Consider the following 15,598-nt stretch of genomic DNA (forward strand, 5'->3'; position numbering starts at 1 on the left):
AGTTGCCAAAAGAAATTCGGCTCCGGCGGCAGAAAACGTTACCCTATGCAACTGAATGTCCCGCACTTGCCTGAGGTTACCTCCGTGTTCTCCCAATTCGCCCTGCATGAACGCCTGCTTAAAGCCGTGGCCGAGCTTAAATTCGTCGAGCCGACGCCGGTGCAGGCCGCGGCCATCCCCTTGGCCCTGCAAGGGCGCGACCTGCGAGTGACGGCGCAGACCGGCAGCGGCAAGACCGCAGCGTTCGTCCTGCCACTGCTCAACCGCCTGGTCGACCTCAAGGGTGGGCGGGTCGAGATCCGCTCGTTGATCCTGCTGCCGACCCGCGAGCTGGCGCAGCAGACGCTCAAGCAGGTGCAATTGTTCGCGCAGTTCACCTACATCAAGGCAGGCCTGGTCACCGGCGGTGAAGACTTCAAGGAACAGGCTGCGATGCTGCGCAAGGTGCCGGACGTGCTGATCGGCACGCCAGGCCGCCTGCTCGAGCACCTCAACGCCGGCAACCTCGACCTGTCGCACGTGCAGGTGATGATCCTCGACGAAGCCGACCGCATGCTCGACATGGGCTTCGCCGAAGACATGGAGCGCCTGTGCAAGGAGTGCGAGAACCGCGAGCAGACCCTGTTGTTCTCCGCCACCACCGGCGGTGCGGCGTTGCGCGACATCATCGGCAAGGTCTTGAAAGACCCTGAGCACCTGATGCTCAACAGCGTCTCGCAATTGGCCGAGGGCACCCGCCAGCAGATCATCACCGCCGATCATGATCAGCACAAAGAGCAGATCGTGCAGTGGCTGCTGGCCAACGAGACCTTCGACAAGGCGATCATCTTCACCAACACCCGTGCCCTGGCCGACCGCATCTACGGGCACCTGGTGGCCAAGGACGTGAAGGCCTTCGTCCTGCATGGCGAGAAAGATCAAAAGGACCGCAAGCTGGCCATCGAGCGCTTCAAGCAAGGCAGCTCCAAGGTACTGGTGGCCACCGATGTGGCAGCCCGTGGCCTGGACATCGACGGCCTCGATCTGGTGATCAACTTCGACATGCCGCGCAGCGGCGACGAGTACGTGCACCGGGTAGGGCGTACCGGGCGGGCTGGCGGTGAAGGCCTGGCGATCTCGTTGATCACCCATAACGACTGGAACCTGATGTCCAGCATCGAACGTTACCTCAAGCAACAGTTCGAGCGCCGGGTGATCAAGGAAGTGAAGGGCACCTACAACGGACCGAAGAAGGTCAAGGCCTCGGGCAAAGCGGCCGGGGCCAAGAAGAAGAAAGTCGACAAGAAGACTGGCGAGAAAAAAGCTGCGGCCAAGCGCAAGCCAACCGCCAAGCCACGCCCCAACGCGCCACTGGCCAGCGCCGATGGCCTGGCGCCGCTGAAAAAGCGCAAGCCAGCTGCTGAATAAGTCGCGACATATCAAAGGCGCCTTCGCAATCGGGCGTGACGTGCGAAGGCGCCTGTTGGCTTAGTCAGCCTTCTTCTCTGCCTGTTTCAGCTCGGCGATGCGCTTGTCGATCAGCTGGCACTTGTCGGGCAGATCCTTGCTCGCCGTCCCGAGTTCCATGCCTTGGAGCTCGGCATTGATGTCCTTGGCTTTTTGCGGGTTCTGCTCGGTCAGTTGGGTGACCAAGCCGGCCAGCTCCTCGCGTTTCTGCGTAGCTTGCTCTGGTGTGCACGCCCAGGTGGGCGGGGCGCTGAACAGGGCGATGGCGCCCATGATAGGCAGCAGCGGTTTCATCCTTTATACCTCCGGCAATTGTCGTTCCAATGGAGGGATGCATCCGAGGCTTGGTTCAGTGGCTGCGACCGGTGGCCATCGTAGCAAGCACCCCTTCCGCTGAGCGGGCGTGGAACACTCCCGGTCACCGCAGGTCCCAAGCTGTGTATTGCCCTCAAGACCACAGCAAGAGGCTATCGCCATGAGTAGCACTTACGACTGGGACCTGATCGAACGCCTGCTGCACGAAGTGCAGAACAGCGCCGGTCACAGCTTCACGCCACGCCCCTATGCCGAGCAGCATGCCGCAGCGCAGGCCGCGGATGGTCAGCCGGTGCCGGATCTGGACCATCTCAAGGCCCGTGCCTGCGACTACGAAAAGTTGCTGCTCGAGCGCGGCTACATCAAAAGCCGATCTGAAGAAGAGGGCGGAAACGGAGAGAACTTCGTGCTGACTGAGCATGGCTCGCGCCTGCTGAGCTTGATCGACAGCAGCATTCCCGGGTTCGAGCATCCACGCCAGGTGCTGGACGAGCAAGCTGATGCGCTCGACCCAGACACTTTCGACGAGGTGGCCTCGACCACGCAGATTGCCGGGGGCGCTGTTCAGTAAAGGCTGGTCAGAAGGGCAACGGTGACCCGATAATCGGCTGCTCTCCAGGATAGCCGAGTCGCCGCCGATGCCCGTATCAGCCCCAGAGGTCCGCCCATGAGCGCGCTGCGCAAGAACCCCGACGCGTTCGCTTTTCAGGTGATGCTGGGCCTGTGCCTGATCTGGGGCTGCCAGCAGGTGTTGATCAAGACGGCGGCGGTTGATATCGCTCCCGTCATGCAGGCAGCGCTGCGCAACGGCCTTGCCGCGGTGCTGGTTGGGCTGATGGTCTGCTGGCAGCGGGGCTGGGCTCAGCTGGGCAGCACCTGGCGCGCCGGCCTGTTGGCTGGCGCGTTGTTCGGCCTGGAGTTTGTGTTCATCGCCGAAGGGCTGAAACTGACCTCGGCCGCGCACATGTCGGTCTTTCTCTACACCGCACCCATATTTACCGCGCTCGGTTTGCATTTCATGCTGCCCAGCGAGCGATTGCGGTTGCTGCAGTGGCTGGGCATCCTGCTGGCTTTCGGTGGAATTGCCCTGGCGTTTGCTGGCGGCTCCTCATTCGCGCAAATGGATGGACGGATGCTGCTCGGCGATGCCTTGGGCGTGCTGGCAGGCCTTGCGTGGGGTGCCACCACGGTGGTCGTTCGTGGTTCGCGCTTGTCGGAGGCATCCGCAACGCTGACCCTGTTCTACCAATTGGCAGTAGGGTTTGCCGGTCTGCTGTTGATCGCCTTGCTCAGCGGGCAGGTGGGTGACGTCACGTTCACCCCGCTGGCACTGGGCAGCGTGCTGTTTCAAGGGATCGTGGTGTCGTTTTTCAGTTACCTCACCTGGTTCTGGTTGCTGCGCAAATACCTGGCGTCGAACCTCGCCGTGTTTTCCTTCATCACGCCTTTGTTCGGCGTGACGTTCGGTGTGCTGGTACTGGATGAGCCGCTGAGCGCAAACTTTGTGCTCGGTGCGCTGATGGTGCTGCTCGGCGTCGTGCTGGTGAGCGCCGAGCCCTGGGTCAAACAGCAGCTGCGCAAATGGATCGGCTGAACTGCAACATAGCGAAATGATTAACCAATCGTCGGAATGCGCCGTTTGCCCTTGATACAGGTCAAACTTGCACATATCTGTAGTTTCAAGAGCATGCGCAATACAGGACATCGAACTATGATCTGTATGAAGCATCGCAGGATCGAATTGCCGTGAGGCTTACCCGTCAAGGGGGCATTATGAAAACCAACCTGTTCAACTGGCTTCACGACCTGGGCGTCGCCTTGGGTTTGATTCCTCCACCTTTGCAGCCGGTGCCGATTCCGACTGACGAAGAGCAGCGCAGGCGCCAGGCGCGCCGCCGCTGAATGCCGAAGGCCGCGGCATCGGCATGGATGCAGCGGCCTTTTGCTTCAAGCGGGGATGAGCGTGATCGCGGCCGAGCGCAGCGCCGGCCGCTGACCTCCTAAACCTCAGGCAAGCTTGACTTGACCCACCGGTTTGCGCGAAACCATGCTCACCGCCACGAAGCTGACCAGGCTGATCGCCAAGCTGTAGTAGATCGGTGTGTTGGCATCCAGGCCATCGGCCACCATGAACCACAGCGCGGTGGCGAAGCCCAGCGACATGCTGGCGATGGCGCCCGCTGTGGTCGCACGCTTCCAGAAGATCGCCCCGATCAGCGGGATCAGCATGCCGCCCACCAGCAGGTTGTAGGCCAAGGTCAGCGCGCTGATCACATCGTTTACAGCCAGCGCGATGCCCAACACCACCAGGCCCGTCAACAAGGTGAACAGACGGCTGATACCCAGGCTCGACTGCTTGCCACCGCGCAGTTTCGGCAACAGGTCTTCGGTCAAGGTGGTCGACGCCGCGAGCAGTCCGGCGCTGGCGGTGGACATCATCGCCGCCAGCGCTGCTGCCATCAGCAAGCCGCGGATTCCTTCAGGCAGCTGACCCTTGATCATCTCGGCGAACGCATTGTTGGGATTGGCCAGATCCGGCATCAGCACGTGCGCCGACATGCCGATCAGGGCGCAGGCCAGGCCATACAGCACGCAGTAGATCCCGGCGGTGGTGCCGGCGCGCTGGCAGACCTTCTCGTCGCGGGCGGTGAACACCCGCTGCCAGATGTCCTGACCGATGAGAATGCCGAAGAAGTAGATCAGGAAATAGGTGACGATGGTGTCCCAGCCAATGGTGGTCCAGCTGAAGCTCGCCGCTGGCAGCTTGGCTACCAGTGTGTCCCAGCCACCGGCGTTGTACAGGCACACCGGCAGCAGGATGAACATCAGGCCCACGGTCTTGATCACGAACTGCACAATGTCGGTCAGGGTCAGCGACCACATGCCGCCGATGGTCGAGTAGACCACCACCACGCCACCACCAAGCAGCAACGACATCCAGAACGGCAGGTCGAGCAGCACTTGCAGCACGGTCGCCATCGCCAGCGTCGAGGTCACCCCAATCATCAGCGCGTAGGCCAGCATGATCGCGGCGCTGGCCTGGCGCGCCATTGGGTTGTAGCGACGCTCCAGGACCTGGGTCACGGTGAAGATCTTCAGCCGCAACAGCGGCTTGGCCAGAAACAGATTCAGGGCGATGATGCCCAGGCCCAGGGCTGCGCACAGCCAGAAACCAGAAATCCCATGCACATAGCCCAGGCGGACGGTGCCAACGGTGGAAGCGCCACCGAGCACGGTGGTGGCCATGGTGCCCATGTACAGGGTCGGGCCCAGGTTGCGCCCGGCCACCAGGTAGTCTTCGTGGGTTTTCGCGCGGCGCATGCCATACCAGCCGAGGCCGAGCATGCCGGCGGTATAGAGCATGACAACAATGATGTCCAAGGCCATTGGGGGTCTCCCGATTATCGTTATTATGGCGAGATCGACCGCGCAGACGTGTTCGCCGCGCCTGGCGGTCTTGTCTTGTGTTGGCGGGCCTCTATGGCCCTCCCTCATGGCTCCTGCCAGGGTTCAGCGACGGCTCAGCGGCGCACCACGCCGGGTAGTACGCAAAGCATTTCGAACAGCAGGTTGGCGCCCAGCAGCGAGGTGTTGCCGGTGGTATCGTAGGGCGGGGAGACTTCGACCAGGTCACAGCCAATCAGGTCCAGGCCGTGGCAGCCGCGAATGATCTCCATCGCCTGGATCGTGGTCAAGCCACCGATTTCCGGCGTGCCGGTGCCGGGTGCCCAGGCCGGGTCGATGCCGTCGATGTCGAACGACAGGTACACTGGGCCACCGCCGACTTTTTCCCGCACCTCGGCCATTAGCGGCTCCAGCGACTTGTGCCAGCATTCCTCGGCCTGGACCACGCGAAAGCCCTGGCGGCGGCTCCAGTTGAAGTCGTCGGCGGTGTAGCCCTGGGCGCGCAGGCCGATCTGCACCACGCGGTCGCAATCGAGCAGGCCCTCTTCGACCGCACGGCGGAAGGTGGTGCCATGGGCGATCTTCTCGCCGAACATGTGATCGTTGACGTCGGCGTGGGCATCGATGTGCACCAGGCCGATCTTGCCGTGCTTCTTGTGCAAGGCGCGCAGGATCGGCAGGGTGATGGTGTGGTCGCCACCGAGGGTCATGGGGATGACGTTGTGCTCGACGATTTCGTCATATGCCGCTTCGATGATGCGCACTGCGTCGAGCAGGTTGAAGGTGTTGATGGCCACGTCGCCGATGTCGGCTACCGACAGTGAGTCGAAGGGCGCGGCGCCGGTGGCCATGTTGTAGGGGCGGATCATCACCGATTCAGCGCGAATCTGCCGGGGGCCGAAGCGGGTGCCGGAGCGCAGCGAGGTGCCGATGTCCAGCGGTACGCCGATGAACGCGGCGTCCAGGCCCTCGGCGCTTTGCAGGTGGGGCAGGCGAAGCATGGTGGCGATGCCGCCGAAGCGCGGCATTTCGTTGCCGCCCAGTGGTTGGTGGAGAATCTTGTCCACGGTGGGCCTCATCAGTCGGTCGATTGTTATGGTTGTTCGAACCTGAGCCGCGGCGCGCTGCGTAAAGGGCATGGGGCCGACGGGCAGGGACATTGCGGCCAAGTCTGCGCAAGGTAGTGCGCCGGAGGAATCGCTACCGGCAAATACTTACTTCAGGATTTTATGAACTAAGCGCCGCCGAAGCGGGTAGACTGCGCGCAAGATCACGCGGAACCGTTGCACCATGGCCTCGACCCTGCCCGACCTGAAACTGCTGCGCATCTTCGTCAGCGTGGTACGCCACCAGGGCTTCGCCAATGCCCAGCGCGAGCTCAACCTGTCGACGTCGGCGATCAGTACCTACATGAGCCAGCTCGAAGGCGCCCTGGGCATCGTGCTGTGTCATCGCGGCCGCGGCGGCTTCAGCCTGACCAGCAAGGGCGAGCTGTTCCATCAGGAGACCTTGCGCCTGCTCGCCGAACTCGACGGCTTCGAGCAATACGCCGCGGCGCTCAAGGGCGAACTGCGCGGCACCTTGAACCTTGGGGTGATCGATTCCACCGTGGGTGACCGGGCATTGCCCCTGGCCGAGGCGATAGGTGCCTACAGCCAGGAACACCCGGCGGTGCACCTGCACCTGTCGGTGTCCAGCCCCTACGAGCTGCAGCTGGGCGTGCAGGACAACCGCCTGGACCTGGCGATTGGCGCATTCCCCTCGCGGGTCAGCGGCCTGGTCTATCAACCGCTGTACCGTGAGCAGCATTGGCTGTACTGCAGCAGCCGCCACCCACTGTTCGGTGAGCGGCGCATACCCGAGCAAGTGGTGACCCAGCAACGCATGGTCGGGCGCGGTTACTGGAGCCAGGCCGAGTTGGCGCGCCATGGCTTCAAGCACAGCGCGGCGACGGTCGAGAGCATGGAGGCGCAGTTAATATTGATCCTCTCCGGTGCCTACATCGGCTATCTGCCCGAGCACTACGCCCAGGCTTGGGCCGACAAAGGCGACCTGCGGGTGTTGTCGCCGGCCACCTTCGGCTACCAGGCGCCGTTCTCGTTGATCATCCGCCGTGGTCGCAGCCGGGAGCCATTGATCCAGACCTTCCGTGACCTGCTCAAGAGCCAGCTCAACGTCGAGTGACTACTGCATCCCGTCGGAAGTCATACATTTCCTACAGAAAGCGGCTCACGGCGCGCCTGGCGCTCTGCTAAACCTCTTTACTGCCCTGGTCATTATTCCCATCAGCTCCACCAGCAAGGATTGCCGAGATGCGCAACAATCTGCCCGTCACCGACCGTGAACGCACTTTTCCCAGCGAGCAGCGCCTGATCTCGACCACAGACCTGGACAGCCGCATCAGCTATTGCAACGACGCCTTTGTGGCGATCAGCGGATTCACCTACGACGAGCTGATCGGCCAGCCGCACAATCTGGTGCGCCACCCTGACATGCCGGCAGCGGTTTTTGGCCATATGTGGGACACCATCAAGCAGGGCAAACCGTGGATGGGCGTGGTCAAGAACCGCGCCAAGAACGGCGATTACTACTGGGTCAGCGCCTATGTCACGGCGATCTACGAAAACGGCCGCATCAGCGGTTACGAGTCGGTGCGCTCGGTGCCCAGCCGCGAGCAGATCCGCCGCGCCGAAGCCTTGTATGCCCGACTGCGGGCAGGCAAGTCGGCACTGCCGTGGGCGGCTCGCTGGCGTCACGGTCTAGGCCGTGGCTGGCCATTGATCACTGCGGGGCTGTTGTCGGCGGCGGCGCTTTCATGGCTGCCTACTTATGCCGCGATGGGCGTGTTGGCAGCCAGCTTGCTGCTGGCCTGGTACTTGGGCGAAGAGCAGCACGACCGTGTGATTCGGCGCACCCTGGCTGAGCATCCCAAGGCCTTCACCAGCCCCCTGGTGGCGCTGACCTACAGCGACAACCCCGGGCTGCAAGGGCAACTGGACCTGGCCATCATCAGCGAAGAAGCGCGTTTGCAAACCGCGCTGACGCGTCTGGTGGATGCTGGCGTCGGGGTCAAGTCGCGTGCTGCACAGTCGGCCGAGCTGTCCGATGCCCAGGCGCAGATGCTCGACCGCCAGCGCAGCGAAACCGATCAGTCGGCTACCGCCATCGCGCAGATGGCAGCGACCATTCAGGAAGTTACGCACAACGTGCAGAGCACCGCCCATGCCGCAGGCGATGCCGATCAGCTGGCCCTGCACGGTAGCGACCTGGCGCAGCAGAGCCTGCAGGCCATGGGCAGCATGAACGAGGCGGTCAGTGATATCGGTCAGGCGGTCAATGCCCTGGCCGAGCAGACCCAGTCGATCGGCAGCGTGGTGGATGTGATCACCTCGATTGCCGAGCAGACCAACCTGCTGGCACTCAACGCCGCCATCGAGGCGGCGCGGGCTGGGGAGCAGGGCAGGGGCTTTGCCGTGGTCGCCGACGAGGTTCGCTCATTGGCGCAGCGGACGCGCTCGTCTACCGATGAAATCCATCACATCATCGCCTCGCTGCGTGCCGGTGCCGAGCGCGCGGTGTCCACGGCCCAGCGCGGCGAGCAGATTTCCCGCGACAGTGTGCAGCGGGTCGAGGCGGTGCAAACGGCACTGACCGGGATCGCCCAGGCGGTCAGCCGCATCACTGGCATGAGCCAGCAGATGGCCACGGCGTCTGAGCAGCAGAGCCATGTGGCCGAAGACATCAATCAGCAGATCGTTCGCATCGCCCAGCTGTGCGACCAGTCTGCCGGCCAGGCCAAGCAAGGCGCTGAGATCAGCCAGGACTTGGAACGCATGGCCGAATACCTGCATAGCCTGGCCGAGCGCTTCAACCGATGAGGCGCTGAGCCTGTCAGGCGGACCTGGCGTGCGGCATGTGGCAAAATTGCGCCATTCACGGAGAGCCCCATGCCCAGACCCCGCTGCGATCGCTGCCAGCGCCCGCTCGACCATTGCCTTTGCCCGCTGATCCCCAGCCTCGACAGCCGCACCCGTGTGGTTGTGTTGCAGCACCCGAGCGAAACCGCCCATGCACTGAACACCGCTCGCCTGGCGGCGCTGGGGCTGGTCAATGCCGAACTGCGAGTAGGGGAGGTGTTCGAGGATCTTGCCGGGCTGCTGGTCACTCCTGGCTACCGGCCGGTGCTGCTGTTCCCGGGCGAGCAGGCGCAAGCGCTGGTAGCCTATGGCGAAACGGGCGACAAGCCATTGCTGCTGATCGTGCCAGATGGCACTTGGCGCAAGGCACGTAAGCTGCTGTATCTCAACCCTTTGCTGGACGCGCTGCCGCGCGTAACCGTGGCTGGCGTTGCTCCGTCACGTTACCGCCTGCGCAAGGCGCCGGAGCCGGGCGCGGTGTCGACCATCGAGGCGGTGGTGCAGGCCTTGAATGTGTTGGAGCAGCCAGCCAGTTTCGATGGTTTGCTGCGGCCGTTCGAGGCGTTGATCGAGGGGCAGATCAAGGCCATGGGGGTTGCTGTGTACGAGCGTAACCACGGGTGATGAAGCCGCCTGCCGTGACATTCTCGGCGCCTGAGATCGAGCGCCGCCTGCGCGGCGCATCGCGAGCTCTGCTCGCTCCTACGGGGCGATTCCGGGCCAGTAATCCCTGAGCCACCCGCCAGCGCACGCCCCCACCCACCGTAGGAGCGAGCGCAGCTCGCGATGCGCCGCCCACGCGGCGCCCATTCCACCGCCCGCCACCCATCCCAAACCGAACGCCCGCCACCCCCACCCGCCAGCGCAAGCCCCCACCCACCGTAGGAGCGAGCGCAGCTCGCGATGCGCCGCCCACGCGGCGCCCATTCCACCGCCCGCCACCCATCCCAAACCGAACGCCCGCCAGTCCCCACCCGCCAGCGCACGCCCCCACCCACCGTAGGAGCGAGCGCAGCTCGCGATGCGCCGCCCACGCGGCGCCCATTCCACCGCCCGCCACCCATCCCAAGCCGAACGCCCGCCAGTCCCCACCCGCCAGCGCACGCCCCCACCCACCGTAGGAGCGAGCGCAGCTCGCGATGCGCCGCCCACGCGGCGCCCATTCCACCGCCCGCCACCCATACCAAACCAAACCAAACGCCCGTCACCCCCACCCATTCACCGCTCCCGCAGCGCCTCGGTCCGCGCCTTGAGCACCGGCTTGAGCAGGTAATCCAGAACGCTCTTCTGCCCCGTGATGATATCGACCGTGGCCACCATCCCTGGAATGATCAACAACGGCTTGTTGTCCCCGCCCAAATGGTTCTTATCGGTGCGCACCTGAATCAGGTAGAAGGCGTTGCCCTTGTCATCAGTCACCGTGTCGGCACCGATCAGCTCCAGCTTGGCCTTGAGCCCACCATAGATGGTGTAGTCATAGGCACTGAACTTGACCATCGCCGGCTGCCCCGGATGCAGAAACGCCACATCCTGCGGCCGTACCTTGGCCTCGATCAGCAGGTTGTCCTCGATCGGCACGATCTCCACCAAGTCGCTGCCCGGCTGGACCACGCCACCAATGGTGTTGACCTTGAGCAATTTGACGATGCCGCGCACCGGTGACACCACCGTGGTGCGGTTGACCCGGTCATCGATGGCAATGCTGCTGGCGGTGATCTTCGAAAGCTCGGTGCGCTTGTCGTTGAGCTCCTTGGCCGCATCGGACCTGAATCCGGCTTCGGACTCCTCGATCTTGCTCTTGATCTCGGCAATCGCAGCTTCCGCACGGGGGATGGCCAGGTTGGTGGCATTGAGCTGACCACGGGCCTCGACGGTGCGCTGTTTCAACCGCAGAATTTCCACTGGCGAGATGGCGCCTTTGCTCACCAATGGCGCCGACATGTCGGTTTCCTGTTGCAACAGGGCCACCGCCGAGCGGTATTGCTCGACCTTGGAACGAAACTCGGCAAGTTCCTGATTTTTCTGGCGCAACTGTTCGTTGAGGGTCTGTTTTTCACTGGCCAGGCGCCGTTGCCGTGAGCCGTATAGCGCCATCTCGTCTTCGGCCACCTGCGGCGCCTTGGCGCGTACTTCGTCCGACAGCTTGAACGGACGGCCCTCGGCCTCGGCCGACAGGCGTTCGACCTGGGCCGTCAGCGCGTAGCGGTCGGCTTCGCTTTCGCCTTTGTTGGACTTGAAACGGGTATCGTCCAGGCGCAGCAAGGTCGCGCCTTTGTCGACCATCTGGCCTTCGCGCACGAAGATCTCGGTGACGATCCCGCCTTCGAGGTTCTGCACCACCTGCACCTTGCTCGATGGAATTGCCTTGCCTTCGCCGACGGTGACTTCATCGAGCACCGCCAGGCTGGCCCAGATCAGCGCCACCAGCAGCAGCGCGGCGGCCAGCCACACGGTCAGGCGCGACAGGCGCGACGAGTCGTCCAGGGTGGCGCCGGCCAGCTCTGGCATGTAGTCGGCCTCGGCGCGCTGACGCTTGCCGTGGCCGCTACGGATGTTATGGCTCAAAGCCATGGCCTACCTCATGTATTTCAGTGGCACGGTGCGCTAGCGGCAACCGCCACGGGTTGAATAAGTCGCCTCAGAGGGCCGAGCCGATGCGGCCTTTGCGCAGCGCATCGACCACTGCATCCTTCGGCCCGTCGGCGACGATCTTGCCGTTGTCCAGGACCAGCAAGCGGTCTACCAGGCTGAGCATCGAGGTACGGTGGGTCACCAGCAGCACGGTCTTGCCCGGCACCCAGGCCAACAGACGCTGGCGCAGTTGCTCTTCGCTGCTGTTGTCCATGTGGCTGGTGGGCTCGTCGAGGATCAACACCGGCGGCTCCAGCAACAGCGCCCTCGCCAGCAGCACGGCCTGGCGTTGACCACCGGAGAGCAGTTGGCCACGCTCACCCACCGGGCGATCGAAGCCATTGGGATGCTGCCGGGCCAGCTCGCTGACGCCCGTCAATTCGGCCACTTCCAGCATGCGCGCGTCGCTGATGTGGCGGGCGCCCAAGGTCAGGTTGTCGCGCAGGCTGCCGGCCAGCAGCGGCAGGTCATGGGCCACGTAGCCGATCTGGCTGCGCAGGTCGGCGATGTCCAGTTGGCGCAGATCCAGGTTGTTGAGCAGCACTTGCCCTTCGTCGGGATGATGAAAGCCCATCAGCAAGCGCCCCAGGGTGCTCTTGCCCGAGCCACTGCGGCCGACGATGCCGATGCGCTCACCCGGTGCAATGCTCAGCCGGACGTCGTTGAGCGCCGCATTGACTTGCCCTGGGTAACGGAACGTGACGTGGCTGAGCGCCAGTTCGCCAGTGAGCGCTGTGTGTTCCAGGGCCTGCTGCTCGGTTTGTCGTTCCTGGGGCAGGGCCATCAGGGCGTCGGTGCTGCGCATGGTCAGCTGGGCCTGCTGGTAGCGGGTGATCAAGCCGGCGATCTGACCCAGGGGGGCCAGCACTCGGCTGCCGAGCATGTAGGTGGCGACCAGGGCGCCGACACTCAGGTTACCGGCAATGATGCTGTAGACGCCGGCCACGATCGTGGCCATGCCGCAGAACTGCTGGATGAACAGCGTGCCGTTGCTGGCCAGCGACGACAGGTTGCGCGCATGCGCATCGAGCCTGGCGATCGCGGCATTGGTGTGTTCCCACTGATACTGACGCTCGCTCTCGGCACCACAGGCCTTGAGCGTTTCCAGCCCGCCCAGGGTCTCGATCAGCAGGGCCTGGCGCACGGCGCCTAAGCTCAGGCTCTTCTGCACGGTGTCACGCAGACGCGCCTGGATGACCAATGCAAAGCCCACAGCCAACGGAAAGGCGATCAATGGAATCACCACCAACCAGCCGCCGAGCAGGCCGATCACCAGCAGCATCAGTGCCACAAAGGGCAGGTCGATGATGCTGGTCAGGGTCACGGCAGTGAGAAACTCACGCAGGCCCTGAAAGTCATGGATGCTTTGGGCGAACCCGCCGATCGTGGCGGGCTTGGCCTTCAGCGCCATGCCGGTGATACGTTCGAACAACGTCGCCGAAAGAATCAGGTCGGTCTTCTTCCCGGCCTGGTCCAGCAGGTGAGCGCGGACCATGCGCAGCACCAGCTCGAAGGCGGTGCCGATGAACAGCCCGGCGACCAGTACCCACAAGGTCGAGAGCGCCTGGTTGGGCACTACGCGATCGTAAGTCTGCATGACGAACAGCGGCACCATCAGCCCCAGCACGTTGATCAACAGGCTGGCCAGCAAGGCGTCACCGTAGAGCTTGCGCGAATGGCGCAAGGTGTCGCGGAACCAGGCATTGACCCGTGGCAGCAGCGGCGCGCGCACGTCTTCCAGGGTGTGCCGCGGTCGGGCGAACAGGGCCTGGCCTGTGTACGCCTGCTGCAGCGCCTCACGTTCGACCCATTGCTCGCCGCCCTGCGCTTCACACGGCAGGATCAGCGCCCGGCCATCGTCGCCCCAGCGCTGCAACACCGCGCTGCGGTCATTGTCGAGCAACAGCAGCACGGGCAGGTTGAGGGGCGAGATAGCGTCCAGCGCGCGCGCTAACACACGGCCCTGCAAGCCGGCCCGCGCCGCCGCCCTGGGCAGCAGCTCGAGGCTCAGGCGCTGGCGCGCCAACGGCAGGCCGCTGCACAGGCTCGCACGGCTGGCGCTGCGCCCGTGCAGGCGGCACAGGATCAACAGGCCGTCGAGCAGCGGATCATCGACGTCCTGGCGCGGTTGCGCGCTTTGCATACTGGTCACGATGGCCTACTCCCGCCAGGGTGAATGGGATTGCGTGCGGGTACTGCGTGCCAACGTGCGAGCTCAGCGCATGTCCGGCAGGCGGGCCTCGGTCTTCACCTCGTTGTTGGCAATCGCCTCCGGCGGCAGCGAAATGCGCTGCTTGCTGAGCAATTCACCCATGGTCGCCAGCACGCGGTACATCGAGAATTCTTCGGTGTAACGCACTTCGGTGTAGCGGCGATTGGCGTTGTACAGCTCGTTTTCACTGTCGAGCACATCGAGCAAGGTGCGCTGGCCAAGGCCGAACTGGTCTTGGTAGGCGGCGCGCACGCGCTGCGTGGTTTCGGCGTACTCGCGCGCGGTTGGGGTCTGCTTGCGCGCGTTGTTCATGGCGTTCCAGGACAGGCTGAGGTTCTCGGTCAGCTCGCGCAGGGCGTTGTTGCGGATGTCCAGGGCCTGGTTGATCTTGTGCGAGTCCGAACGCAGGCGCGCCTTGTCACTGCCGCCGCGGAACAGGTTGTAGTTGAGCTCCACGCCGGCCTGCCAGTCGTTGTTGGCATGCCCGCGCTCGCCGCCAAGGTTGTTGTTGGCACCCGTGGCCAGTACCGCGTCGAGTCGTGGATAGAAGGGCGACTTGGCCACTTCGTACTGCTTCTCGGCGGCGTTGACGTCAGCCTGCGCTGACTTCAGATACGGATTGTTCTGGCGCATGCCTTCGCGTGCTTCGTCGAGGGTAGCCGGCATCTGCACCTTGACCGATTGCGGGCCTTCCAATTCGTCGGGCAGGCGTCCTACGACGCTGTAGAAGCTTGCTTCGGCATCGGCCAGATCGACCTCGGCGGTGTCCAGGTTGTTCTCGGCCAGCGCGCGGCGGGCGCGTGACTGGTCGAGGTCGGCGGTGCTGCCGACACCACGTTCGCTGCGCAGGCCGATCTGGTCATTGACGCGCAGGTGCGCCTGCAGGTTGTTGCGCGCCAGGTCGACCAGCTCGCGGCGCTTGAGTACTTCGAGGTAGACCTCGATGGCACGCAGCGCGACGTCCTGGGCAACGCCCTGGGTGTAGTACGCACGGGAGGTCGCCACGGCTTCGGTACGGCCGACTTCGTTGGAGGTATTGAAGCCGTCGAAGATCATTTGCCGCAGGCGCAGTTCGGACTGTGTGTAGTTGAGGGTTTCCTTGTTGTGGTTGCGCGTGCCGTCTGGGTTGATGCCGCGGGTATTGAGGTTGTCCGAGCGCTGCCGGCCGTACCCGGCCACCAGGTCCACGGTCGGGAAGTAGCCGCCACGGGCGAATTTCACATCCTCATCTGCCGAGAGCTTGCTGTTGCGATTGGAGCTGATTTCCGGGTGGTAATCCACGGCACTTTGAATGGCCTGGTTGAGGGACATGGCCTCGGCATTCATGCAGGCCATGGCCATCAACAGTGCGCTGGCGAGGGGGGTTAATACGCGCATGGGGCTACTTCTCCCTGGTCACAAAATTTTCTTAGCTTTCGCCAAAAAAATGACGAAATTTATGGTCCGAATAGTTTCACGTTTGTAACAACAGAGCTAAGAACATTTCGCGCGCGAGCTAAGAACTTTTTGGAATATTTCTTATGCTAAAAAAAACTTATGCGGTCTATGAAAACCAAGACATTGTTTCATCCAAGTGATTTCGCGACCCGCTGCGCGACCCCGTATTTGGGGCATTGCAGCGAGTTCCAGATTTTTTACAGCTAAGGACGCGGTACGGTCAGGTGAAAGCGGA

At 63.5% G+C, this 15,598-nt stretch carries 13 protein-coding genes; 7 read left to right on the forward strand and 6 right to left on the reverse strand.

Features of this window, described 5'->3' with window-relative positions; translation table 11 throughout:
- The first annotated feature begins 45 nt into the window (after positions 1-45).
- Positions 46-1,407, forward strand: a complete 1,362-nt coding sequence (locus ACLEJW_RS03170) for a DEAD/DEAH box helicase (RefSeq protein WP_145186348.1) — start codon at positions 46-48, stop codon at positions 1,405-1,407.
- Between the two features lie 60 nt (positions 1,408-1,467).
- Here ACLEJW_RS03170 and ACLEJW_RS03175 read toward each other — a convergent pair whose 3' ends face one another.
- Positions 1,468-1,740 (reverse strand): hypothetical protein, encoded by a 273-nt coding sequence (locus ACLEJW_RS03175; RefSeq protein ID WP_440776963.1) that lies wholly within the window; start codon positions 1,738-1,740, stop codon positions 1,468-1,470.
- Positions 1,741-1,921: 181 nt separating this feature from the next.
- Between ACLEJW_RS03175 and ACLEJW_RS03180 the strand changes: the two genes are divergently transcribed.
- From ACLEJW_RS03180 to ACLEJW_RS03190, 3 genes are all read left to right on the forward strand, one after another.
- A complete protein-coding gene (locus ACLEJW_RS03180; protein ID WP_145186354.1) occupies positions 1,922-2,332 on the forward strand; it encodes a transcriptional regulator in 411 nt (136 codons plus the stop codon).
- 96 nt (positions 2,333-2,428) lie between these two features.
- The gene (locus tag ACLEJW_RS03185; RefSeq protein ID WP_440776964.1) at positions 2,429-3,355 is read left to right on the forward strand and encodes a DMT family transporter; all 927 of its coding nucleotides are present in this window, start codon (positions 2,429-2,431) and stop codon (positions 3,353-3,355) included.
- Positions 3,356-3,534: 179 nt separating this feature from the next.
- On the forward strand, positions 3,535-3,663 hold the full coding sequence (locus ACLEJW_RS03190) for a PA1414 family protein (protein ID WP_256675068.1): 129 nt from the start codon (positions 3,535-3,537) through the stop codon (positions 3,661-3,663).
- Positions 3,664-3,768: 105 nt separating this feature from the next.
- Here ACLEJW_RS03190 and ACLEJW_RS03195 read toward each other — a convergent pair whose 3' ends face one another.
- The gene (locus ACLEJW_RS03195) at positions 3,769-5,148 is read right to left on the reverse strand and encodes a sodium:solute symporter (protein ID WP_440776965.1); all 1,380 of its coding nucleotides are present in this window, start codon (positions 5,146-5,148) and stop codon (positions 3,769-3,771) included.
- Positions 5,149-5,282: 134 nt separating this feature from the next.
- Positions 5,283-6,233: an agmatinase gene (gene speB / locus ACLEJW_RS03200; RefSeq protein WP_145186363.1), complete on the reverse strand. Its 951-nt coding sequence runs from the start codon at positions 6,231-6,233 to the stop codon at positions 5,283-5,285.
- Positions 6,234-6,456: 223 nt separating this feature from the next.
- Here speB and ACLEJW_RS03205 point away from each other — a divergent pair, with 223 nt between their 5' ends.
- The 3 genes from ACLEJW_RS03205 to ACLEJW_RS03215 all read left to right on the forward strand — a co-directional run bounded on the left by ACLEJW_RS03205 (position 6,457) and on the right by ACLEJW_RS03215 (position 9,707).
- Positions 6,457-7,350 (forward strand): LysR family transcriptional regulator, encoded by an 894-nt coding sequence (locus ACLEJW_RS03205; RefSeq protein ID WP_145186366.1) that lies wholly within the window; start codon positions 6,457-6,459, stop codon positions 7,348-7,350.
- Positions 7,351-7,478: 128 nt separating this feature from the next.
- Entirely contained in the window at positions 7,479-9,044 is a 1,566-nt protein-coding gene (locus ACLEJW_RS03210; RefSeq protein ID WP_440776966.1) for a methyl-accepting chemotaxis protein, read from the forward strand.
- A gap of 69 nt (positions 9,045-9,113) precedes the next feature.
- The gene (locus ACLEJW_RS03215; protein WP_313455742.1) at positions 9,114-9,707 is read left to right on the forward strand and encodes a tRNA-uridine aminocarboxypropyltransferase; all 594 of its coding nucleotides are present in this window, start codon (positions 9,114-9,116) and stop codon (positions 9,705-9,707) included.
- A 594-nt stretch (positions 9,708-10,301) separates the two neighbouring features.
- On the opposite strand, the gene ACLEJW_RS03220 is transcribed toward ACLEJW_RS03215, so the two are convergent.
- The 3 genes from ACLEJW_RS03220 to ACLEJW_RS03230 all read right to left on the reverse strand — a co-directional run bounded on the left by ACLEJW_RS03220 (position 10,302) and on the right by ACLEJW_RS03230 (position 15,303).
- A complete protein-coding gene (locus ACLEJW_RS03220; RefSeq protein WP_313300650.1) occupies positions 10,302-11,654 on the reverse strand; it encodes an HlyD family type I secretion periplasmic adaptor subunit in 1,353 nt (450 codons plus the stop codon).
- Between the two features lie 67 nt (positions 11,655-11,721).
- Positions 11,722-13,857: a type I secretion system permease/ATPase gene (locus ACLEJW_RS03225; RefSeq protein WP_440776975.1), complete on the reverse strand. Its 2,136-nt coding sequence runs from the start codon at positions 13,855-13,857 to the stop codon at positions 11,722-11,724.
- Positions 13,858-13,929: 72 nt separating this feature from the next.
- Positions 13,930-15,303 carry a TolC family outer membrane protein gene (locus ACLEJW_RS03230; protein ID WP_145186379.1) on the reverse strand — a complete coding sequence of 458 codons (1,374 nt, stop codon included), beginning with the start codon at positions 15,301-15,303 and terminating at the stop codon, positions 13,930-13,932.
- Positions 15,304-15,598 lie beyond the last annotated feature (295 nt).

The organism is Pseudomonas sp. SMSB3 (genome assembly GCF_052041965.1).
Classification (GTDB): domain Bacteria; phylum Pseudomonadota; class Gammaproteobacteria; order Pseudomonadales; family Pseudomonadaceae; genus Aquipseudomonas.